A 23,052-nucleotide genomic window follows, 5' to 3' on the forward strand; every position below is an offset into this window, starting at 1 on the left:
CTTCGTCGCCTATGCGCTGGGCGAGAAGGCGCCCAATAACAAGCCGGTACTGAAGTACATCATCCACGAATCGAGCTGCAGCGTGGGCCTGAACAAGGGCGAAGAGGCACTGCTGGCCAAGGTCAACGAAACCATCACCGCGGCCAAGAAGAGCGGCGAACTCAACACGATCGTCAAGAAGTGGCTGAACGTGCCATTGCCGCAGAAGATCGCGACCACTTACCAATGATGCACAGAGCGGCCGAGACTCAGGCAGGTTCATCGGTACATGGATGCTTCGATGAGGCCGGCCGCTCCTTGTAGGTGTTTTTCTGACACACCAATCGGATACTGTCCGATCTGTTTTTTTGCGACGCGACGATACTATGCATCTCAACGCACTCGAAACCGATGGACATCAATTTTCAGGCCGGAACGTCCCCCTCCGTCCGGCTCTGGAAACGTCCTTCCCCTAATCGGTTTATTCCCACGAGTCGTTTCATAAGCAGAAATTCATCGGAGATTCCCCCGATCTCTGGCGTCTTAATATCCCTCCCCTCAGGCCGCCTCCCCCAGGTGGCCATTTTTTTGCCTATAGCAATGGTCCCGGGCAATCGCTGCCGATGATACAACGCATCTCCGGCGTCGCAGGCGGGCAACGCCGATGCCATGATTCAGGTCAGCTTGTTGCGGGATGTCTGCCATATCGCCCCGTTGGGAAGTATTCTTACAGCAATTCCCGATAGCCCTGAATCCGTCATGCCGATCAATTACCTGCGCCGGCTTACCAGCCCGGCGCGCACCGAGTTGTCAAACCGGCATCTTGGCCGTTCGCTGGCTTTTGTCGCCGGGGCTATCAATGCCGGTGGCTTCCTGGCGGTGGGCCAATACACATCGCACATGTCGGGCATCGTCTCGGCACTGGCCGACGACCTGGTGCTGGGCCAGGCCATATTGCTGGTGACGGGCGCCAGCGCCCTGCTCGCTTTCATCGCCGGTGCGGCGACATCCGCCGTGATGATCAACTGGGGCCGCCGCCGCCAGACCCATAGCGAATATGCCATGCCGCTGATGCTGGAGGCGGTATTGCTGCTGTGCTTCGGTATCCTCGGCAGCAACCTGGAGGGACATCGGCTGCTGTTCGTACCGGCCACAGTGGCGCTGCTGTGCTATGTGATGGGCTTGCAGAATGCCATGATCACCAAGATCTCCCGCGCCGAAATCCGTACGACCCACGTCACCGGACTGGTAACCGACATCGGTATCGAGATCGGCAAGATGTGCTACTGGACGATGGCTCCCCGCATGCCGGGCGAGCATTTGACGGACGACCAGATACAGCCGGCATACCGCAAGTTGCTCCTGCTGTCATCGTTGCTGCTGATGTTCTTTCTGGGCGGTGTAATCGGTGCGATGGGCTTCAAGGCGGTGGGTTTTCTGGCAACCATTCCACTGGCAGCGTCCTTGTTCTTGCTGGCGCTGGTACCGCTGATCGATGACCTGGTTCGGAATTAGGGCCCGTAAACACCCTGAATCATCAAATACCTTGTCAATCGATGTAAATCAGTTATAAGAAACAACCCAGATTACTGGGAACAAAAACAACAATAACTAAGTCCACATGGGCAAATGTAAAGAGACATCCCGTCCATCAGGTTTGATTTCGCGCTCCTGTCCCGTACAGGATCAATTGCGATACAGCGTTGATTCAGGCACACCTTCCTAGCCAATTGCAAAGGAAACATGATGATGTATCTGCAATACGTACGCAGCCATCCATCTTTTCTCCTTCATCGCTTTCGCATTCACTATTTCACCATTGTTATCGGCTTAAGTAGTCTGACGGCAGGCAGTGCATGGGCCGCCTGCGACAATACCGCGCCGGCCTCCAATACCAGCGTCAGTTGCACGCCTTCCGGCGGCACGTCGCCGAGTGTGATCTCAGCTGCCAATAGCAACAATGTCAACGTCACCGTTTCCCCGGGAGCAATATCTTTTTCCAGAATGGGAATACAGGTTGTCGGCAACAGCAGCGTCACCAACAATGGCGCCATCACTACAGCGGCAGGATCGGGAAGCGGCCTGAAGGCGGGAATCTCCGCGCTGTCCAACAATAACGTGATTACCAATAACGGTTCGATCCAGGTAACCGGGGCCAATATTTACGGCATCACCGTGGGCACTTCTGCCGCTGGCGGGGGCGGAGTCGGCAACACCATCGTCAACAGCCTGGGCGCCACAATTTCCACGTTGAACAGCGGTTCGGATGCGATCCATGTCGTGGGCGGCAACAACACGATCACCAACAACGGCACCATCACGACAACCGGTTCGTCATCGACAGCCGTGTATGCGCAAGGCAATGCCAACAGCTTTACCAATAACGGCAGCATCAATGTGCAAGGCAATGGCTCTGACGGTGTGTTCATGAATACCGTCAGTTCGAGCTTCACGTCGAGCATCACAAATACCGGCAGCATCATCAGCGGCAGCTCATATGCCATACGCGGCCTCAACGGCAGTGATACGGTAATCAACAGCGGCTATCTCGAAGGACATGGCGGCGTCAACGGCGATACCGCCATCATCCTTGGCAACAGCCTCAACAATTCATTGATTCTGCGCACCGGCTCCCAGATTGTGGGTGCCGCAGATGGAGGCAAGGGCAACAGCAACGTTTATCTGGAAGGCAGCGGCCTGGTCAACAGCGAGTTCCGCAACTTCAATACCTTGACCATGCGCGGTACCGCATGGAACTGGACTACAGATGCCACGTTCAACAGCACCTTGATCCAAACCGGTACGCTAACGCTGGACAGCGTGCTGACCAGTCCGGTGTACATCGATACTGCCGGTACCCTGGCCACTACCGGCGGCACCACATCGGTTGCCAGCAGCAGCGCCGGCGCTGCGCCTGGAACCGTAGTGGGTGTGCTTTCAGGTGTCGGCAGCGTCGCCGGCAACCTGATCAATGGCGGTACCGTGCATCCGGGTGCTGGAGACGGCACCGGCGCGCTGACGATCAATGGCAATTACACCAATCTGAGTTCGGGTACATTGCTGATTGATATCACACCAACTTCTGCAGGCAAGCTGATCGTTGCCAATCCTGGCACTGTCAGTCTGCAGGGTGGTCAGGTCACGGCCAATTTCATGCCGGGCAACTATGACGCATTCCAGCAGCAGGAAATCATTCATTGCACGGGCAATTGCGTCACCGGCACCTTTTCCGTCTATACGCCATCTGCGTTTCTCGATACTACGGTATTCAACGGCGCCGGCAACAACAGCGTATTCATCGGTTATCAACGCAACAATGTCAGCTTCGCCGAGATTGCCACGACCGATAACGACAAAGCCGCGGCCGCTTCGCTGGATGCGAATGCCAAGGCCGGAGGCATGACCGATACGGTCGATCAATTGGTAGTGATGTCGGCGGCGCAGGCGCAAAACACATTCAGCAACCTGGGGGGCGGCGATGTGCATGCAACGCTGGCTGGCTTGAATATGCGGCAGAGTGAGATGTTTGCACGAGCCCTGACGCAACGCCTGTCCGGCAATCTGCCGCGCGACATGGCGCATGATTCCGCCTTGTGGGCACGTCCGTATTACAGCGACGGCCACGTCAGCAGCAATGTGGTTGCTGGTGTGGATTACCGCATCAATGGCTTGGCCGCCGGCATGGACCGCTGGATCTCGCCTGAATGGCTGATCGGCGCCGGCATTGATATTTCACAATTGCAGGGCAATTTCTCTGCTTATGATGCAAGCGCGAAGACGGATGCCTATCAGCTCGGCATCTACAGCAGCTATCAGCATGATGCTTTTTATTCCGACGCAATTCTCAGTGCCGGCTGGCAGAAAAACTCGATTAACCGCACCATCAATTTCGCCAATACCAGCCAGAGGGCCAATGCGGCTTACACCGGACAACATGTGAATTTCTATCTGGAGAGTGGCTATAAGCTGCCGCTGTCCGGGCAACTGACGCTGAAGCCATTGGCCTCCCTGAGTTATATGCGGCAGCGCGAACCCGGCTTTGCCGAAAGTGGCGCAGGAGAAATAGGTTTGAATGCCGACAGTGCCACTACGCAGAGCGTGCGCTCCGGTCTGGGGGCGGCCTTGATGAAGGACTTCGCTTTAGGCAGCGGAAAGATGACCTTAGAGGGCAAGGCACGCTGGCTGCATGAATTTGCCAGCCGTACGCCGCAGTTCCAAGCCTTGTTTGTCGGCGATGTCACCGGACAGCGTTTTACGGTGCAGGGAGCGGAAACGTGGCGTGATGCAGCCCTGCTCGGCGTCAATTTCATCTACTCCAACGCCGCGAATATGCAGGTTTATCTGAGCTACGATGCCACCGTTGCCAAGAGCAATTCTGCACATACGATTACCGCTGGCTTGCGTTATGTCTGGTAAGTCAGGATGCAGTTCTCGGGCATAACGGCAACGGCCTGGCTGCGCAAGCAAGCGCAGCCAGGCTGTTCGTCCGGAAGACAGTCTTCAGCTTTGCTGTGACGGATTGATGTCCGACTGCTGCGGCTGTAATGCTTGCGGCGTACTTTGGGTCATCTGCGCAGGCGCGACAGTCATGTTGTCGCCGGTGGAACTGGCATTGGTGATGTTCTTGCGGCCATGGCTGTTCAGTCCGCCCTTGCGGCCCGCTTCGCGGGCCTCGGCCGAGGTGAACTCGTGGGCGGCGCCTTTGGCATGGGCTGCCTTGCCGCCCATGCTGGCGATCTGGCGCTGCTTGCCCGGATCCATTGCTGCGAAGCCGCGGCTGCTGCCAGGGTTTTGTGCATTTGCCATGTCTGACTCCTTTGTCTGGAATACTCAAAAGTGAAGTGGGAAGTAATCAGAGGGCAGTCGGGAGTTCAAGCCCTGTCTCACAGCGATGCCAAGCCGGTTGCCGGATATCGCTGATGGGGCAAACCGTCTGTCCACGTCAGCAGTGTAAAAAGCATTCACGGCCGCCACTATCAGAAGAGTTCATCAGTCCATGTAGGCATTGGCTGTAGGAAATGAAGGAAAGCATGAAGATGAGCTTACCGGTTCCTGCCGTCAGGTTGCCTCCCGGATACTTTCGAGGGATCGACAGAGACAAAGTGGTCGAGCGCACAGGCCGGCCTATGCCAGGCGATTCGGGATGAAACCGTGTTTGTTCAGACGATCTTGCAGGGGATCAAGGCATCTTCGCTGAACGCGTATACCGCACACAACCGATGATAGCCATCGGCAATGAGAACTCTGACTCCGGTATCCCTGACCAGCAGCAGCGGCGAGAGCTTGTTTCCGGCAAGAATCTTCTGGCGGTCTTTCTCGACGTGCGCATTGCTGGTGCCGAGTAGCGATAGCCCAGATGCACGAAAGATGTCTTTGGCCTTGAACTTGGACAAGGGGGCCTGCTGGAGCTGATCGGCATAGCGGCCCGCTTTCGCCTCGTCATACAAAAGACTCAGGTAGGACTTGGCGGCGGGATAATCCTGCTCTTCCGGCTCGCTCAGCCAATGGATGTCAACTTTATCGGTCATCGCACTTTTCCTTTCGGTTTTGTAAACGGAAACGGCAAATCCATCCTCAAGCCACCTGGGCCATGCGGAAAGCATTGCGCCCTTCGGCTTTGGCGCGGTACAAGGCAATGTCGGCCTGGTGCACCAAAGCATCCCAGGTCTGGCTCTGGCCCGGCTGCAATACCACCAGCCCGGCACTGATGGTAACCGTCTGGCCATGGTCGAAGGCATGGTCGCGTACTGCCTCGATCAGCCGTGCGCCGATGCGGTTGGCTTCGAACTGATTGAGACCGGGAAATACCGCGCAAAACTCCTCCCCGCCATAACGGCCGAGCACATCGCCATCGCGGCAATTCTCACGCAGGACGGCAGCGATGCTCGCCAGCACCCTGTCACCCACCAGGTGGCCGAAGCGGTCGTTGATATGCTTGAAATGGTCGACATCGATGAAGGCCAGCGTCAGGCTGCTGCTTTTGGAGACCGCATCGCGCAGCATATGTTCGCCGCAGCGCACCAGCTCGCGCCGGTTGAGGGCGCGTGTCAGTTCGTCCTCGGTTGCCAGGCGTTGCTTGTCGGCGACCAGCCGCTCGAAATACACCATCAGCAATGCTGCCGACAGCAACAAGCTGCCGCCCAGCGGAATCAGGTAAACCAGGGCCACGCCAAGATCGCTCATCCGCGGCGGCTCGAAGACTTCGGGGTGGAACGACGAAATCACCAGGCGGGCGATATAGACTGCGCTCAGGATGATCATCGCTGCAATGCCTATGCCGCGCCCAAAGGTCCAGCGCGCATAGCGGCGCGCCTGCGGGCCGGACAAGCCTGTCTTGAATTCCATCAGCACCAGGAAAAACACCAGTTGCATGGCGCCGATCGCCAGGTAACTGCGCTGGGTGAAGTTGGCATCCATGGCCAGCAAGGCGCCGAACAACACGGCGTAGACCACGGTAAACAGCCATGGCCACCAGCGCGCCGGACGCTGATAGAAGCTGCGCAAGCCGCTCCAGGCGGCAATGCAGGAAGCAAACAGGCTGGTATTGCCGACCAGCAAACCGGCGGCGCGCCAAATGCCGGTCGAGCCGGCCTGGACCAAGACGATCAGGCAGATGGAAAACGCCGCCAGGACACCGGACAACGCCCAGTAGCGCGTGCAGCGCTCGGTCGGCGTACTCAGGAACACCCCGGCCATGATCAGGCTGCTACAGAGCTGCACGATAGCCAAAGCGATACTGGCCGTGAATGGATTCATCCGAATACGTCCGCCTCACAGAGGCAAGAAAAAATGATGGGACATATGTTATCGCATGGGTTACTGCGATGGCCAAACTCTTATTCCCGTTTCAGCAATTCGGTATGCCCCCATTTACCCGAACGGCACAATTCGTCAGTCACATCGAGCACCAATTGCTCGACTGCCGCCGCAGCGTTGGTCAGGGGGATATTCTTGGAGGCGCACAGCGCCAGCGTGCGCGAGATTTTTTCTCCGGCGATGGAATGCGCCACCATTTCTCCGCGCTCGATGTCCGCCAGCAGCGGCGCCACCGGCAAGATCGTGGCCCCGATATCGGCCAGGATGGCCGATTTCAGGATCGCCACCGAATTGATCTCGATCACGTTCTCCAGCGCCATGCCCCTGGAACGCACCAGGTTTTCGATGCGCGGCCGCACGCCATGCGCCAGCCCCGGCAGGATCAGCGGCGCCTCGATCGCCTTGGCCAGCTGCACGCCACGGCGCCCGGAAACGCCATAACGCGACTTGGCGCGGGTGATGTACATCATCTCCTCTTCGATCATCGGCGTGGTGGCGAAGGAAGAGAGCTGGCCATCGTCGAACAGCACCGCCAGGTTGATGCGACCCGACTTGAGCTGGGTGATCAGGTTGCCGGTCAGCTCCTCGGTCAGTTGCAGCGTGATCTCGGGATAGGTGGAGCGCACCGCGTTCAGCAGCGGCAACGCCAGCGCGTTGGACACGCTTTGCGGAATCCCCAGCGCCACCGTGCCGGACGGCTTGTCGGTCGATTGCGCCACAGCCTGCTTGGCGTCCTGGATCTGTTTCAGGATCGCCAGGGCATGCTCATAAAACACCTTGCCGGCATCGGTGGCAATCACCCCCTGGGCCGAGCGGTGCAGCAGTTGCGCCTCCATCTCGTCTTCCAGCTGGCGGATCTGCTGGGTCAGGGCCGGTTGCGCAATGTGCAGCACGCGTGCGGCGCGCGAGAGGGAGCCGTGGTCGACGATGGCGACGAAATACCGCAGTTGACGCAATTCCATTCGGGGAAATTCCAGTGGTTCGTTCTTGATTGTCTTGTGCCGCCGCACGCCTGATTTGTCAACTTACTTGACAGCATGGCGCAGGCGCTACATCCCGGGCCGGCTGTTGAACATTCGTGTGCGGGCGTTCTCGATATGGCCGCGCATGGCGCGCCGGGCACCCTCGGCATCCTGCTCGCGGATCAGGTTGAAGATATGGCGGTGTTCGTCCATCGCATCCTGCGAACGCGTCCATGGCGGGATATGCATCAGGTGGCGCAGCATGTTCACGGCGTGGCTGACATCGTATTCCAGCGTCTTCATCACCTGCACGAAACGCACATTGGCGGTGGCCATGGCGATCGCCTCATGGAAGGCGAAATCGAAATGGTGGGCGATACCGCCGACGGCATTGGCTTGCTCGAAGCCGGCCAGCAGGCGCTCCATCTTGTCCAAATCCTGTGCATTGCGGCGCAGCGCGGCCATGTAGGCGCACTCCGGCTCGATCACCAGGCGCAGCTCCAGGCCGTTCATGATGTGGCCGATGCGGGTCTCGGGCTCGGCATCCTGCGATGTCGCTGCCAGTCCCGGCTTTTCCTTCACATACGTGCCGGAGCCGCGGATCGACTCAACCAGCTGGTCTTCGCGCAAACGGTCCAGTGCCTGCCGCACCACCGGCCGCGACACATCGAACAACGTCGCCAGGTCGTTTTCCGCCGGCAGCTTGCTGCCTACCGCAATACGGCCCTCGACGATGGCGTGGAACAGCGTCTCATAGATGCGTTCGGCGAAGCGTTCCGGGCGGACCGGCCCGAGGCCGGCCGCCGCCAGCGTCAGGATTTCAGGTGAGCTGCCGGCTGGGCGCGCCACATTCTTCAAATTGACAACTTTGGCGGATACCCCGCCGTTTGCGGCATCCGCATCATCCGCTCGTGTGCCGCCTGGATGGCGCGGCTGGCTGGATTTCGGCATATCGTCTCCCACTTTATATGTCGCACGGTGCGGTCATTTTCGCTGCAATGCCGCATCACTGCTGGGCCGCGAACACGGCCGACTTGATGTGCATGGTAGCGGATTTGCTGCGCGCGCAGAGTGTTTTTGCCAAAGAAAGTGGCCACCAAATAAGTAAAATAAATTGACAGCTTTAAGCCCCTCCCTTAGATTGAGCATCCATAAGCCGCGCCGCCAACGCCACGAACTGTAGCGGACGCCATAACGACAGGAGACCACAACCCATCAAGGCCGCGCGGCATGTCGCGCATGCTTGCCTGCCGTTTCACTTGGCTTTTTTGTATCAGCCATCGGGCTCTGCGCCGGGTGGATACGCTTTACGCATCTCCAGCTCAGGATTCTCACGAAAGGACGCACCGCACATGAAACAGCACTTCATCGATAACCGCTGGGTCGAGCCATCTTCCGGCGAAAGCATCCCTGTGATCGATCCCTCCGACGGCCAGGCTTTCGAGGCGATCGCGCGCGGCAACGAGGCGGACATCGACCGCGCCGTCAAGGCCGCGCGCCACGCCTACGAAGGCGCCTGGGGCAAGCTCTCGGCCGCCGAACGCGGCCGCCTGCTGATGAAATTGTCGGCCAAGCTGCAAGAGCACCAGGAAGAGCTGGCTCAACTGGAAGGCCGCGACTGCGGCAAGCCGATGAAGCAGGCGCGCGCCGATGCGGCCGCCATCGTGCGTTACTTCGAGTTTTACGCCGGCGCCGCCGACAAGCTGCATGGCGACACCATTCCCTACCAGTCCGGCTACACCGTGCTGACGCTGCGCGAACCGCATGGCGTGACCGCGCACATCGTCCCCTGGAACTATCCGATGCAGATCTTCGGCCGCTGCGTGGGCGGTGCGCTGGCTGCAGGCAACACTTGCGTGGTCAAGCCGGCTGAAGACGCCTGCCTGTCCATCCTGCGCGTGGCCGAACTGGCGGCCGAAGTCGGCTTCCCGGAAGGCGCATTGAACATCGTCACCGGTTACGGCCATGAAGCCGGCGATGTGCTGGTCCGGCATCCCGACATCGACCATGTGTCCTTCACCGGCTCGCCCAACATCGGCAAGGTGGTGGTGCGCGCCGCCGCCGAACACCATACGCCGGTGACGCTGGAACTGGGCGGCAAGTCGCCGCAGGTGGTGTTCGACGATGCCGATTTCGACGCCATGCTGCCGGTGGTCGTCAACGCCATCGTGCAAAACGCCGGGCAGACCTGCTCCGCCGGCAGCCGTCTGCTGGTGCAGCGCGGCGCCTATGAGAAGGTACTGGACCGCCTGGGCGAGCTGTTTTCCAAGCTGCGCGTGGGCTCCTCGCAGATGGACCTGGATTGCGGCCCGCTGATCCGCAAGACGCAGCAGGAGCGCGTGGCCGGCTTCCTCTCCGATGCCCGCAGCGACAAGATCGCCATCGTCGCCCAAGGCAGCATCGATCCCAAGTCGCCCGCTTCCGGCTTCTACCAGGCCCCCACCCTGCTGCGCGACGTGCCGCCGCAGCACCGCCTGGCGCAAGAGGAAGTGTTCGGGCCGATATTGGCAGCCATGCCTTTCGACGACGAAGCCGAGGCGATCCGCTTGGCCAACGGCACCGACTACGGTCTGGTGGCCAGCGTCTGGACCAATGACGGCGCACGCCAGATGCGCCTGGCGCGTGCCATCCGCAGCGGCCAGGTGTTCATCAACAATTACGGTGCCGGCGGCGGCGTCGAGCTGCCCTTCGGCGGCGTCAAGGCCAGCGGCCACGGACGCGAGAAAGGTTTCGAAGCCCTTTACGGCTTCACCGTATTGAAAACCATCGCGATCCGCCACGGCTGAGCTGCGACCATTTCATCAATTGATCAACCAGGAGACAACATGCGTTTGAAAGACAAAGTGGCCATTGTGACCGGCGGCGGTTCGGGATTCGGCGAAGGCATCGCCAAAACCTATGCGCGCGAAGGCGCATCGGTGGTGGTGGCCGACATCGGCGAGGCCGGCGGCTTGCGCGTGGTGGAGAAAATCAAGCAAGCCGGCGGCCGTGCCGTCTTCGTCAAGGCCGACGTTTCCAAGGCCGCCGACATGGATCGCCTGCTGGCGGCCGCGCTGGAAAACTACGGCGCCATGCACATCATCGTCAACAACGCCGGTACCACGCATCGCAACCGGCCCATGCTGGAAGTGGAGGAAGCCGAGTTCGACAAAGTCTATGCGGTCAACGTCAAGAGCATCTTCCTGTCGGCCAAGACCTTCGTGCCGCATTTCCGCAAGGTAGGCGGCGGCGTGTTCATCAACATTGCCTCCACCGCCGGCATCCGTCCGCGCCCGGGACTGACCTGGTACAACGGCAGCAAGGGCGCGGTCATCACCACCAGCAAATCGATGGCTGCCGAGCTGGGCCCGGACAATATCCGCGTGAACTGCGTCAACCCGGTGATCTCGGCGACCGGCCTGCTGTCGGAATTCATGGGCGTGCCCGACACCCCGGAAAACCGCAAGAAGTTCGTGGCGACCATCCCCATGGGCCGCTTTTCGACCCCGCAGGACATCGCCAATGCCTGCCTTTACCTGGGATCGGACGAGGCTGAGTTCGTTACCGGCGTGTGCGTCGAGGTAGACGGCGGCCGTTGCGTGTAACCGAAGCGGGCGGCGACGCATTGACAACCGCGCCGCCGCCACTACAATGCAGGGCACTCGCCAACGGATGCAGCGGAAAGGCAATTCCCGCATACCGATAACGACAACAGCGAAACCCGGATGCGGCACCACGCAAGTCATATGGCCCGGATGTGGCTTTGCGGCGCAGACAAATATAAGAATTCCGCGCACACTTTTTGGAGTGAGACATGACTTACAACGCAGGCCCGACCGCCTCGCCCGGCAACACCCCGGCATCCTTTGAGAATGCCACCTACGCCAAAGTGACCTGGCGGCTGCTGCCGCTGCTGTTCCTGTGCTACGTGGCGTCTTATCTCGACCGCGTCAACGTCGGCTTCGCCAAGCTGCAGATGCTCTCCGACCTCAAGTTCAGCGAAACCGTCTACGGCCTGGGCGCCGGCATCTTCTTCATCGGTTATTTCGTCTTCGAAGTCCCCAGCAACATGATCCTGCACAAGGTGGGCGCCCGCCTGTGGATCGCCCGCATCATGATCACCTGGGGCATCATCTCCGGCGCGATGGCCTATGTCACCACGCCGGAAATGTTCTACATCATGCGCTTCCTGCTGGGCGTGGCCGAAGCCGGCTTCTTCCCCGGCGTGATCCTGTACCTGACCTACTGGTACCCGGCCGAGCGCCGCGGCAAAATCACTGCGCTGTTCATGACCGGCATCGCATTGTCGGGCGTGATCGGCGGCCCGCTGTCGGGCTGGATCATGCACTCCATGCCGGGCATCTGGGGCCATACCGGATGGCAATGGATGTTCATCCTGGAAGCCATTCCTTCGCTGATCCTGGGCGTGCTGGTCATCCTCTACATGAAGGACCGCATCCGCGACGCGCATTGGCTGAACGAAGAAGAGAAGACCCTGCTGGAAACCAACATCCGCAAGGAAGACAGCCAGAAAGAACACCTTTCGCTGTCGGAGATGTTCTCCCACGGCCGCGTCTGGCTGGGAGCATTGATCTACTTCTGCTTCGTGATGGGCCTGTACGGCGTGAGCTTCTGGCTGCCGACCATCATCAAGACTACCGGCGTCACCGATCCGCTCAATGTCGGCCTGCTGACCGCGATTCCCTACGCCTTCGCCGCCGTCGCCATGGTGCTGATCGCCCGCAGCGCCGACGCCCGCCGCGAGCGCCGCTGGCACGTCGCCATCCCGGCTTTCCTTGGATGCGTGGGCTTGCTGGCCTCGACCGTGTACGACCACAACACCACGATGGCGATGGCTTCGCTGACGCTGGCCAGCATCGGTATCCTGACCACCCTGCCGCTATTCTGGAGCCTGCCGACGGCCTTTTTGTCGGGCACCGCAGCGGCCGCCGGCATCGCGCTGATCAACTCGCTGGGTAACCTGGCAGGTTTCGTCAGCCCGTTCCTGGTGGGCTGGCTGAAGGACACCACCCAAAGCACCAACGCCGGCATGTACGTGCTGGCGGCTTCGCTGGTGATCGGTGGCTTGTTGACGCTGACCTTACCGGCCAAGCTGGTGAACAAGTAATACACTGGCGCTCTTCCGGCGAAAATGAAAACGGCGGCTCTTTCGGGAGCCGCCGTTTTTTCATGGGCTTACCTGATGTTGCCTGCATCGCTTTCCCGCGGTTCAAGCAATTGGCGCATGGCCAGTCGCACGGCATCCGCATGGGTGGCCTGCGGATGCCGCCGCTTTTGCTCTTCAACCAAAGCGTCCACATGGGCGCGGTCGCCGTGGCACAGTTCAGTCATGCGCGCAGTCAGTTCCAGATAGCCTTCGGGGTCATGCAGTTGCTGCGCCGTGCGCGCCACATGGCGCAACCAGGCACGGTCCGCAGCATAAACGGCGAGTACAGCGGCCGCAAGAAACAGCATCCAGTTGAGCATGGGCAGGATTCCGGAAAAGAGGAATGCCGATTGTGTACGCTCCCTTGCCTGCGAACCATCGGCGCCATCCGAGAAAAATGACTATTCGGAAAACCTTCAGACCGACAGCCAATCGCGCTGCACCGTAGTATCGGCCAGCAATTGCACAGGCGTGCCATGAAACACAACCTCCCCGCGCCCCATTACGTAGACGCGCTGGGAAATGTCCAGCGCGATCGCCTGCTTCTGTTCGATCAGCAACACTGCCACGCCACGTTCGCGCAATTCCCGCAGATAGCGGGCCACCTGCTCCACCATCTGCGGCGACAACCCTTCCGTCGGCTCATCGATCAGGATCAGCCTGGGGTTGCCCATCAGCGCGCGCGCCAGCGACAACATCTGCTGCTCGCCTCCGGACAAGGCTCCGGCGGCCACCGTACGCCGTTTGTGCAGCGACGGGAACATGGCGTACATGTCGTCGAAACGCCAGCCATCGGCCGGTTGCTTGCCACTTTTTTTACCCAGCAGCAAGTTCTGCTCCACCGTCAATGTGGGAAAGACATCGCGGCTTTCCGGCACATAGGCGATGCCTCGATGGGCGATTTCATACGTCGGCAAACCGCCGATGCCCGTACCATCAAAGCGCACAATGCCTTCGCTGCGTACCTGCCCGACCAGGGCCTTCAGCAAGGTCGAACGGCCTGCGCCGTTGCGCCCCAGCACGCTGACGATCTCTCCCGCGCCGACCTGCAGGCGGATGCCTTGCAGCACGTGGCTCTGGCCGTACCAGGCGTGCAGGTCCTCCACTTCGAGCAAGAGGCCAGGCTCAGGCCGCATGGCTGCTCCGGTTCAGGTAAAGGCGCTGCACGTCAGGATTGGCGCGGATGCTGTGCGCGTCGTCGCAGGCAATCACGCGGCCGTTGTCCATTACCGCGATGCGGTCGGCCAGGTCGAACACCACCTCCATGTCGTGCTCCACCATCAGCAAGGTCTTGCCGGCGGTAACTTCTCGGATGAGTGCCACCATTGCCTCGGCCTCGGCGCGGTTCATTCCGGCGGTCGGCTCATCCAGCAGGATCACCGAAGCATCGGCGGCGATAGTCACCGCCACTTCGAGCGCGCGCTGGTCGGCATAGCTGAGCTCGCCTGCGGGCAAATGCGCGCGCGAGCGCAGGCCGACCTTGTCCAGCACAGCAGTTGCACGGTCGGCGGCATCGTGCAATCGGCCGATACGGCGCCAGAAGGCGTAGCGGTAGCCGAGTTTCCACAAGACGGCGCAGCGCACGTTCTCAAAGGCCGACAGGCGCGGGAACAGGCTCGATATCTGGAAACTGCGCGCCAGCCCCATGCGGTTGATCTGTTGCGGGGCCAGGCGCGTGATGTCTTCGCCATGCAGCAGGATGCTGCCGCCATCGGCGGTATAACGCCCTGAAACCAGATTGAACAGGCTGGATTTGCCGGCGCCGTTGGGGCCGATCAGCGCGCAGCGTTCGCCTTCACGTAGTTGCAGGTCGACGCCGCAAATGACCTCGGTGCCGCCAAAGGCTTTGCGCACGCCGTGCAGTTCGAGGGAATGGCTCGCACTCATGCCTCCTCCCGCTCTTTCGCGCCGGCCTGACGCCATGCATGTTCGGACGACTCCACCTTCTTCCACGCAGCATTCCAGCCGGCCGACCACGGCTGGCGCAAGCGGACGATCGCGCCGACGCCGGCGGCGACCAGTGCCACGGCGAGCAGCCAGGCCCAGGCCGAATGGACGTCGATGGCCAAGCCGAACAACACCACCGGCGCCACGCCGCTGCCGGTGTCGGCCAGGCTGCCCAGGCTCAATTGGTACAGCATTTCGGTGCCGAGGACGGTTCCCGCCAGCACCAGCAATCCGGACAATGCCAGCGCCGCCAGCAGCCGCGCCAGGGCGGCATCCAGCGCCTGTGCGCGCAGCACGCGGGCGAAGTTGTCGACCAGTTTGGCCAGGCCACCCGGCAGCGCCATCACGATCAGGATGAAGAACGCGCCAAGGTAGAACTGCCAGGCCTGGGTATAAGCCGACAGCAGCGAAGCAAACAGCACCCCGACCACGCCGCCGATGATGGGGCCGTAGAAGAAACCGGCGCCGCCGATGAAGGTGAACAGCAGAATGGAACCGGAACGCAGCGCCCCCACGTATTCGGCGCTGACGATCTCGAAATTGATGGCCGACAACCCGCCCGAGACGCCCGCGAAGAACGCCGAGAGGATCAGCGCCAGATAGCGCACACGCTGCGGATCGTAGCCGATGAAGGCAGCGCGCTCGGGGTTGTCGCGCACGGCATTGAGGATGCGGCCCAGCGGCGTGTGCGCCAGCGCGCAGATGGCGATGGCGCATACGAACAGCCAGCCGGCGATCAGGTAATAGACCTGGATCTGCGGACCGTAGCTGATGCCCAGGACCGGCTCGCCCACCACCCGGTTGCTGGAAATGCCGCCCTCGCCGCCGAACAGGTCCGGGAACATCAGGGCGCCGGCCGATACCAGCTCGACCAGCCCCAGCGTGATCATCGCAAAGGTGGTGCCGGCGCGGCGCGTGGTCAGGTAGCCGAAGACCACGCCGCATAGCGCGCCGACCACGCCGCCGGCCAAGGGCACCAGCGTGATCGGGAAAGGCACGCTGCCGTCGCCGATGTGGTTCATCAAGTGGATGGCGCCGAACGCCCCCAGCCCCGAATACACCGCGTGGCCGAAGGACAGCATCCCGCCCTCGCCCAGCAGCATGTTGTACGAAAGGCAGAGCAGCACCATGGTGCCCATTTGCGACAGCAGCGACAGCGCCGCGCTCTGCGGAAACACCAGCGGCGCGGCCAACAGCGTTAGCGCAAAACACAGCCACGGCAAGGCGCGGCGCAACGGGAGGGAAGAATTTGCCATCGCCTTACCCTTCCCGCTTGCCCATCAGGCCCTTGGGCCGCACGATCAGCATCGCCACCAGCAACAGGTACGGCAGGATCGGCGCAACCTGCGCCAGCGTCAGCCGCAGCACCTGCGCCAGCGGCCCGGTAGCCGGCACGCCCAGGCCCAGCGAACCCAGCATGCCGGCCAGCGAATAATCGAGCGCGACCGCGAACGTCTGCATCATGCCGATCAGGATGGAGGTGATGAACGCGCCGGCCAGTGACCCCAGTCCGCCCACCACCACCACCACGAAGATGATGCTGCCCACCGCCGCCGCCATACCGGGCTCGGTGACGAAGGCATTGCCGCCGATCACCCCGGCCAGCGCCGCCAGCGCGCAGCCGCCGCCGAACACCAGCATGAATACGCGTGGCACGTTGTGGCCGAGCGCTTCGGCCATCTGCGGATGCGTCAGCGCGGCCTGGATGGTCAAGCCGATGCGGGTATGGCGCAGCAGCAGCCAGATGGCCAGCAGCATGAGCCCGGCCACCAGCAGCATGAAACCGCGATAGACCGGAAACGAGGTCGAATACAGCGTGAAAAGCGTACCATCCAGCCCGGCCGGGATACGGTAAGGTACCGGCGAGCGCCCCCACACCAGTTGCACCAGCTCCACCACCAGGTAGGACAGACCGAAGGTGAACAGCAGCTCGGGGACATGGCCGTAGCGGTGCACGATGCGCAGGCCGTAATGCTCGACCAGGGCGCCGGCCAGGCCGACCAGCACGGGCGCGATGAACAGCGCCGGCCAGAAGCCGAGCACGCTGGAGATCGAATAGGCGACGTAGGCGCCCAGCATGTAGAAGCTGGCGTGGGCGAAGTTGGGCACGCCCATCATGCTGTAGATCAGCGTCAGCCCGGAGGACAGCATGAACAGCAGGAAGCCGTAGCCCAGGCCGTTCAGGAAGGTGATCAGTGCGAATTCCAAGGATGCCCGCGAAAAATTGCCCTTCCGCAATCGCGGCAGGGTTTAGAACCTGTTCTCAAAAGTAGCGCGATCCTATGGGATTAGCGGTTCTCTGTCAAAATGACGAATTGCGTACGGACGCATCCGCAGCGGCCTTGCGATCAGCACCGACAGCACCATTTACCTGCCATGACTACCATTTCAGACGCTACGGCCCCCTTGCCGTCCTTCGGTAACCGCTTTGCCGACTTCCCGCCGGCTTTTTACACGCGCCTGCAACCTACCCCGCTGCCAGCGCCTTATCTGGTCGGTTTCAGCGACGCTGCAGCCGCCACCATCGGCATGGACCGTTCCATGACCGGTGATCCCGCCTTCCTGGAAGTGTTCACCGGCAACCGCATCGCGGACGGCTCGCTGCCGCTGGCCGCCGTGTATTCCGGCCACCAGTTCGGCGTATGGGCCGGGCAACTGGGCGACGGCCGCGCGATCTCGCTGGGCGATGTGCCGGCCGCCGATGGCCAAGGCCGCATCGAGCTGCAATTGAAGGGGGCCGGCCAGACGCCCTATTCGCGCATGGGCGATGGCCGCGCCGTGCTGCGCTCGTCGATCCGCGAATTCCTGTGTTCCGAGGCCATAGCCGCGCTGGGCATCCCGACCACGCGCGCACTGGCCGTGACAGGTTCCGACCAGCGCGTCATGCGCGAGACCGCCGAAACCGCCTCCGTGGTCACCCGCATGGCCCCCAGCTTCATCCGTTTCGGCTCTTTCGAGCACTGGTACTACAACCAGCGCTTCGACGAACTCAAGGTACTGGCCGATGCCGTGCTGGAACAGTTTTATCCGGAATTGCTGGCGCAGGAAAACCCCTACAAGGCGCTGCTCACCGAAGTCACCCGCCGCACCGCCGAGCTGATGGCACAATGGCAGGCGGTCGGCTTCATGCATGGCGTGATGAATACCGACAACATGTCCATCCTTGGCCTGACGCTCGATTACGGCCCGTTCGGCTTCATGGAAGCCTTCGATGCGCGCCACATCTGCAACCATACCGACCAGCAGGGCCGCTATTCCTACCAGATGCAGCCGCGCATCGGCCAGTGGAATTGCTTCGCGCTGGGCCAGGCCATGCTGCCGCTGGTCGGCAGCGTGGAAGACACCGAAGCCGCTCTGGCCGGCTACGAGGCGGTATTCGAAGTCAAACAGGACGAATTGCTGCACGCCAAGCTGGGCTTGAAGACGTTCCAGCCTGATGACGGCAAACTGATCGATGCGGTGTTCGCCATCCTGCAGAACAGCCATGTCGATTTCACGCTGTTTTTCCGCCGCCTTGGCGAGTTGCAGATCGACAACCCGGCCGCCGACGAACCGCTGCGCGACCTCATCATCGACCGCCCCGCCTTCGACGCCTGGGCCGTGCAATACCGCCAGCGCCTGCGCGCCGAAAACAGCGACGACGCCAGCCGCCGGCTTGCAATGCATGCCGTCAACCCCAAATACGTGCTGCGCAATTACCTGGCCCAGGTCGCCATCGACCGGGCGCAGCGCAAGGACTTCTCCGAAGTGGAAAAGCTGCAGGCCATCCTGAGCCGCCCATTCGACGAGCAGCCCGAGCACGACAAATACGCCGACCTGCCGCCGGACTGGGCCAGCCATCTGGAAGTGAGCTGCTCCTCCTGAGCGGCCCGCAGCGGAAAGCATTACACTTCCGGCCAACGCCATCGCAAGACACCAGCACAACAGGAGCCCATCATGTCCAACCGCGTAGAAAAGACCGAAGCCCAATGGCGCGAGCAGCTTGAGCCGATCGAATACCAGGTAGCCCGCGAGGCCGCCACCGAGCGCGCCTTCACCGGCCGCTACTGGGACCATCACGAGGCCGGCACCTATACCTGCGTCTGCTGCGACACGCCGCTGTTCACCTCAGACGCCAAGTTCGACTCCGGCTGCGGCTGGCCCAGCTACTTCGAACCCATCGATGCAGCCAACGTGCGTGAAAAAATCGACCGCAGTTATGGCATGATTCGCACCGAGATCATCTGCAACGTCTGCGACGCCCACCTGGGCCACGTCTTTCCCGACGGCCCGCCGCCGACCGGACTGCGCTACTGCATCAATTCGGCGTCGCTGCGGTTCGACCCGGCCTGATGCCGCAATGGCCGCTCCCGATTAATTTTCTTATCTTCGAAAAGAAGTCCGCACAATGAAGTTTCTGTTCGACCTGTTCCCCATCATCCTGTTTTTCGGCGTGTTCAAGTGGGCCGAGGGCCATCCCTCGGCCGCGCAGGAACTGGTAATGCAATACCTGGGCGGCGCCATGTCCAGCGGTGCGGTCACCGCGGCGCAAGCCCCCATCCTGCTGTCGACGGCGGTGGCGATCGTTGCCTCGCTGGCGCAGATTGCCTGGCTGCTGCTGCGCCGGCGCAAGATCGACGGCATGCTGTGGGTGTCGCTGGCGATCATCGTCGTCTTCGGCGGCGCCACCATCTATTTCCGCGACGACACGTTCATCAAGTGGAAACCGACCATCCTGTACTGGTGCTTCGGCGTGGCGCTGCTGTTCTCGCAGCTGTTCATGAAAAAGAACCTGATCCGCGTGATGATGGAAAAGCAGGTCAGCCTGCCGGAACCCATCTGGCCCCGCCTGAACCTGGCGTGGATCCTGTTTTTCGCCGCCATGGGCGCGCTCAACCTCTACATCGCGTTCAACTACCCGCTCGATACCTGGGTGAACTTCAAGATGTTCGGCAGCATGGGACTGATGTTCGTCTTCATCATCGGCCAGAGCCTGTTCCTGTCGAAGTACATGAAAGACGCCGAATGAGCGCTGCCGATACGCGTCCCGAACGCATCCGCGAACGGCTGATTGCAACTTTCTCACCCAGCCAGTGTCTGGTCGAGGACGAGTCCGCCCTGCATGCTGGCCATGCGGGCGCGGCCTCAGGCGGAGGTCATTACAGGGTCCGCCTCGTCTCGAACTTGTTTGAAGGTAAAAATAGGGTTAATCGCCATCGGCTGGTGTATGATTGCCTGTCCGATCTGATGCAACAAGAGATCCACGCATTGGCCATTGTGGCGCTCGCCCCATCAGAGGCAACCGACTGAAATCAAGAACAAAGAACAGACGCCACTCCTTCCTGTTTTCATCTCCATTTTGATTTACTCCTTTATTTTTTAGGATGCAATAATGACATTTAAACCTGCTCGTCTGCTGGTTCTGCTGTTTGCAATCGCTTCGATCCCGGCTCTCGCACAAAACCTGGCTGTCGTGAACGGCAAGGCTATTCCCTCCTCCCGCGCCGACCTGATGGTCAAGCAAATGACCTCCCAAGGCCAGCCGGACAGCCCGCAACTGCGCGGCGCCATCAAGGAAGAGCTGATCAACCGTGAAATCCTGATGCAGGAAGCCGACAAGCAAGGCCTGTCCAGCAGCCAGGACGTCAAGAACCAGCTGGAACTGGCCCGCCAGTCCATCGTGATCCGCGCCCTGATCGCCGACTACCTGAAGAAGAACCCGGTGTCGGACGCCGACATCAAGGCTGAATACGACAAGTTCAAGGCCCAGGCCGGCGACAAGGAATACCATGCCCGCCACATCCTGGTGGACAAGGAAGAAGACGCCAAGGCCATCATCGCCAAGCTGAAGGCCGGCACCAAGTTTGAAGACCTGGCCAAGCAGTCCAAAGACACCGGCTCGGCTGCCAACGGCGGCGACCTGGACTGGGCAACCCCGGCTTCCTTCGTCAAGCCGTTCTCCGACGCCATGGTCGCCCTGAAGAAGGGTGAAGTCACCCAGACTCCGGTGCAGACCCAGTTCGGCTGGCACGTGATCCAGCTGGAAGACGTGCGTCCGGCCAAGGTACCGACCCTGGACGAAGTCAAGCCGCAGATCGCTGAAGCCCTGCAACAGAAGAAGCTGCAGGCTTACCAGGAAGAACTGCGCAAGAAAGCCAAGGTGCAGTAACTGCCTGGCTTTACGGCGGCCATCACTGGCTGCCGGAGCGATATCCAACAAACCCGGTCAAGGTCTCCTTGCCGGGTTTGTTGCTTTGCAGGCATGATTTTTAGCTTGTTCGCTCTGTCGAATGACGAAATGCCTCCCCATTACGCCTCTTCTCTGTAGCTATACAAGGAATTTCAACCGCGGATCGCGAATCAGCGAGATCTCCGTCTTATTGGCAGCAAAGTGGAATCACCCGGGTGAGATCGGACTCCCATCTCACTTCATCACTTGTACACCGGAGTCACGCCATGTCGCATCCCATGTTGTCTGCCGAATTCCTGTTGCCGGCAGCAGCGGCCATCGCCCTGTTCGCTTGCCTGGGATTTACGCTCAGCCAAGGATTGCGCGCTGTCTGGCCGCGATGGTATTGGTATGGCCTTGCGTTGCTCTTGTGCAGCGGCCTCGTACTCACGTTGTACACAGCCGAATTCAGCGATACGCCGGAAATGCCATTGGGTTTCGCCATCGGGATCTGGCTGATGCTTGCCGGGATGATCGCCACCATTGCCTCGGCAGTTTGCCTGTTGACCCGGCGCATTCTTGAGCGCCGGAAATCCTCTCGGCAAATATCTCCTTGAGAAAAATCGTCGATTTTATTTTTATCTTTAAATAATTTTTATATAAATAATTAGAAAAATAAAATTATTTAACCTCACTTCAATCATTCCACCAATACGCATTCTGCTATTCTTCGATCCTGTCCCAATCGGGACAAGGCCGTCCGCTCACTAAGCACTACAGCAAAAAGAGCGGCGACAACGGGCATTTCGGGGGAGGCACACAAGGTCGCTCCGTGATGTCACACATTAAATAACATCGTGGTTTCAGGAAAGACACCTATGAAAAAGAGTTCCTTGTTGCTACTCGCAGCGGGTTTGACCAGCGGCGGCGCAGCGTTTGCCCAGACGAACGTAACCATCTACGGCATCGTCGATACCAGCATCCACTACCTCAGCAACGCCAACGCCAACGGCAGCAGCAACATCCGCGTGGACAACGGCGCAATTGCCAACAGCCGTATCGGCTTCAAGGGCACTGAGGATCTGGGCGGCGGTCTGAAGGCCATGTTTCAATTGGAAAACGGCTTCTCCAGTGACACTGGAGCAATGAGCCAAGCCAATACCCTTTTCAACCGTCAGTCGTGGGTTGGCCTGCAAGGCAGCTTCGGCAAGGTTCGTATGGGTAAGCAGAACACTCCGTTGTTCGACCTGCTGGCCGACCACTTCGATCCATTGACCGTAGGTAACTATGGAAGCAACTCTTGGCTGCCGGCTGCAGGTACCTTGATTCGTACCCCTAACATGGTGCGCTACGACAACGACTTTGGCCCGGTGTCGGCTGCAGTCAGCTGGTCCTTCGGCGAAAAGGCCGGTTCGGTGCGTACAGGCAGCCAGTTCAGCAGCGCTCTGCGCTATACCGCCGGTGCCTTCGCGGTCGGCGGTGGTTTCCAGCAAACTGTGAGCCCCGATAACTCCAGCTACAAGGACACCGTCTGGAACCTGTCGGCTTCCTATGACTTCGGTCCGGCGAAGGTATTCGGCGGCTGGTTCAACATCAAGGACACCACTGGTACTACCGGGGCTTATATGGCTGTAGATAGCGATACCACTGGATGGACCACAGCCAGCACTGTCAAGGCAACCGCCGGCAACCAACGCAAGGACAATGGCTTCTTCCTGGGCTCCAGCTACAAGGCCACCAACGCCCTGACTCTGACCGGCGCGTTCTACTACGACAAGAGCAAGAACGTGTCTTACACAGGCCTGGGCAATGTCGGCGACGGCAAGCGTTACGCCTTGGTTGGCTGGGCCGACTACGCATTGTCCAAGCGTACTCAGCTGTACACCACGATCGACTACAACAAGGCCAAGGATGCGGCCGTGTATGAGTTGACCAACTCGGCGTCGGGCAAGAACAGCCTGACCACCGTCGGCGTCGGTATCCGTCACATTTTCTGATCCTGCCTGAATCGCGCCGCAACCTCTTGAGGTATGCGGCGCAAGACAGACTGCTCC

23 protein-coding genes are annotated in these 23,052 nt (G+C 60.5%); 13 read left to right on the top strand and 10 right to left on the bottom strand.

Annotated features, from left to right (window positions below; translation table 11 throughout):
* The 3 genes from AKL28_RS04160 to AKL28_RS04170 form a co-directional block, all read left to right on the top strand.
* The coding region (locus tag AKL28_RS04160; protein WP_156226228.1) for a transporter substrate-binding domain-containing protein at positions 1-229 on the top strand (229 nt) is incomplete at its 5' end.
* A 509-nt stretch (positions 230-738) separates the two neighbouring features.
* Complete coding sequence (locus AKL28_RS04165; RefSeq protein WP_050466807.1) at positions 739-1,494, top strand: YoaK family protein; 756 nt, start codon at positions 739-741, stop codon at positions 1,492-1,494.
* 231 nt (positions 1,495-1,725) lie between these two features.
* On the top strand, positions 1,726-4,395 hold the full coding sequence (locus AKL28_RS04170; protein ID WP_197091041.1) for an autotransporter family protein: 2,670 nt from the start codon (positions 1,726-1,728) through the stop codon (positions 4,393-4,395).
* 84 nt (positions 4,396-4,479) lie between these two features.
* Here AKL28_RS04170 and AKL28_RS04175 read toward each other — a convergent pair whose 3' ends face one another.
* From AKL28_RS04175 to AKL28_RS04195, 5 genes are all read right to left on the bottom strand, one after another.
* A complete protein-coding gene (locus AKL28_RS04175) occupies positions 4,480-4,785 on the bottom strand; it encodes a KGG domain-containing protein (RefSeq protein ID WP_050466809.1) in 306 nt (101 codons plus the stop codon).
* Between the two features lie 353 nt (positions 4,786-5,138).
* Entirely contained in the window at positions 5,139-5,507 is a 369-nt protein-coding gene (locus tag AKL28_RS04180) for a hypothetical protein (RefSeq protein WP_050466810.1), read from the bottom strand.
* Between the two features lie 46 nt (positions 5,508-5,553).
* On the bottom strand, positions 5,554-6,735 hold the full coding sequence (locus AKL28_RS04185; protein WP_050466811.1) for a GGDEF domain-containing protein: 1,182 nt from the start codon (positions 6,733-6,735) through the stop codon (positions 5,554-5,556).
* An 80-nt stretch (positions 6,736-6,815) separates the two neighbouring features.
* Positions 6,816-7,757, bottom strand: coding sequence for a LysR substrate-binding domain-containing protein (locus AKL28_RS04190; RefSeq protein WP_050466812.1), 942 nt, complete (start codon positions 7,755-7,757; stop codon positions 6,816-6,818).
* Between the two features lie 87 nt (positions 7,758-7,844).
* Positions 7,845-8,708 (bottom strand): FadR/GntR family transcriptional regulator, encoded by an 864-nt coding sequence (locus tag AKL28_RS04195; protein WP_414735686.1) that lies wholly within the window; start codon positions 8,706-8,708, stop codon positions 7,845-7,847.
* A 401-nt stretch (positions 8,709-9,109) separates the two neighbouring features.
* Here AKL28_RS04195 and AKL28_RS04200 point away from each other — a divergent pair, with 401 nt between their 5' ends.
* From AKL28_RS04200 to AKL28_RS04210, 3 genes are all read left to right on the top strand, one after another.
* A complete protein-coding gene (locus AKL28_RS04200; protein ID WP_050466813.1) occupies positions 9,110-10,543 on the top strand; it encodes an aldehyde dehydrogenase family protein in 1,434 nt (477 codons plus the stop codon).
* A 39-nt stretch (positions 10,544-10,582) separates the two neighbouring features.
* On the top strand, positions 10,583-11,341 hold the full coding sequence (locus AKL28_RS04205) for an SDR family oxidoreductase (protein ID WP_050466814.1): 759 nt from the start codon (positions 10,583-10,585) through the stop codon (positions 11,339-11,341).
* Positions 11,342-11,550: 209 nt separating this feature from the next.
* Entirely contained in the window at positions 11,551-12,864 is a 1,314-nt protein-coding gene (locus AKL28_RS04210; RefSeq protein WP_050466815.1) for an MFS transporter, read from the top strand.
* A 68-nt stretch (positions 12,865-12,932) separates the two neighbouring features.
* On the opposite strand, the gene AKL28_RS04215 is transcribed toward AKL28_RS04210, so the two are convergent.
* The 5 genes from AKL28_RS04215 to AKL28_RS04235 all read right to left on the bottom strand — a co-directional run bounded on the left by AKL28_RS04215 (position 12,933) and on the right by AKL28_RS04235 (position 17,058).
* Positions 12,933-13,223, bottom strand: coding sequence for a hypothetical protein (locus tag AKL28_RS04215; RefSeq protein ID WP_050466816.1), 291 nt, complete (start codon positions 13,221-13,223; stop codon positions 12,933-12,935).
* Positions 13,224-13,319: 96 nt separating this feature from the next.
* Positions 13,320-14,039 (bottom strand): ABC transporter ATP-binding protein, encoded by a 720-nt coding sequence (locus AKL28_RS04220; protein WP_050466817.1) that lies wholly within the window; start codon positions 14,037-14,039, stop codon positions 13,320-13,322.
* On the bottom strand, positions 14,029-14,790 hold the full coding sequence (locus AKL28_RS04225; protein WP_050466818.1) for an ABC transporter ATP-binding protein: 762 nt from the start codon (positions 14,788-14,790) through the stop codon (positions 14,029-14,031). Before AKL28_RS04225 ends, AKL28_RS04220 begins: the two co-directional genes overlap by 11 nt.
* A complete protein-coding gene (locus AKL28_RS04230; protein WP_050466819.1) occupies positions 14,787-16,106 on the bottom strand; it encodes a branched-chain amino acid ABC transporter permease in 1,320 nt (439 codons plus the stop codon). The genes AKL28_RS04225 and AKL28_RS04230 overlap by 4 nt, the downstream gene beginning before the upstream one ends.
* Before the next feature lie 4 nt (positions 16,107-16,110).
* On the bottom strand, positions 16,111-17,058 hold the full coding sequence (locus tag AKL28_RS04235) for a branched-chain amino acid ABC transporter permease (RefSeq protein WP_050466936.1): 948 nt from the start codon (positions 17,056-17,058) through the stop codon (positions 16,111-16,113).
* 168 nt (positions 17,059-17,226) lie between these two features.
* Between AKL28_RS04235 and AKL28_RS04240 the strand changes: the two genes are divergently transcribed.
* The 7 genes from AKL28_RS04240 (at position 17,227) to AKL28_RS04270 (ending at position 22,995) form a co-directional block, all read left to right on the top strand.
* Complete coding sequence (locus tag AKL28_RS04240; RefSeq protein WP_050466820.1) at positions 17,227-18,714, top strand: protein adenylyltransferase SelO; 1,488 nt, start codon at positions 17,227-17,229, stop codon at positions 18,712-18,714.
* Positions 18,715-18,786: 72 nt separating this feature from the next.
* Positions 18,787-19,182: a peptide-methionine (R)-S-oxide reductase MsrB gene (gene msrB / locus AKL28_RS04245; RefSeq protein WP_050466821.1), complete on the top strand. Its 396-nt coding sequence runs from the start codon at positions 18,787-18,789 to the stop codon at positions 19,180-19,182.
* 55 nt (positions 19,183-19,237) lie between these two features.
* Positions 19,238-19,858, top strand: a complete 621-nt coding sequence (locus AKL28_RS04250; RefSeq protein WP_050466822.1) for a septation protein A — start codon at positions 19,238-19,240, stop codon at positions 19,856-19,858.
* Positions 19,855-20,139 carry a BolA family protein gene (locus AKL28_RS04255; protein ID WP_050466823.1) on the top strand — a complete coding sequence of 95 codons (285 nt, stop codon included), beginning with the start codon at positions 19,855-19,857 and terminating at the stop codon, positions 20,137-20,139. Before AKL28_RS04250 ends, AKL28_RS04255 begins: the two co-directional genes overlap by 4 nt.
* Positions 20,140-20,221: 82 nt before the next feature.
* A complete protein-coding gene (locus AKL28_RS04260) occupies positions 20,222-20,998 on the top strand; it encodes a peptidylprolyl isomerase (protein WP_050466824.1) in 777 nt (258 codons plus the stop codon).
* A 287-nt stretch (positions 20,999-21,285) separates the two neighbouring features.
* Positions 21,286-21,615: a hypothetical protein gene (locus AKL28_RS24335; protein WP_156226229.1), complete on the top strand. Its 330-nt coding sequence runs from the start codon at positions 21,286-21,288 to the stop codon at positions 21,613-21,615.
* 261 nt (positions 21,616-21,876) lie between these two features.
* Entirely contained in the window at positions 21,877-22,995 is a 1,119-nt protein-coding gene (locus tag AKL28_RS04270) for a porin (RefSeq protein ID WP_050466826.1), read from the top strand.
* The last annotated feature ends 57 nt before the right edge of the window (positions 22,996-23,052 follow it).

Origin of the sequence: Herbaspirillum chlorophenolicum, from assembly GCF_001189955.1 — a bacterium.
GTDB classification, from domain to species: Bacteria; Pseudomonadota; Gammaproteobacteria; order Burkholderiales; family Burkholderiaceae_D; genus Herbaspirillum; species Herbaspirillum chlorophenolicum.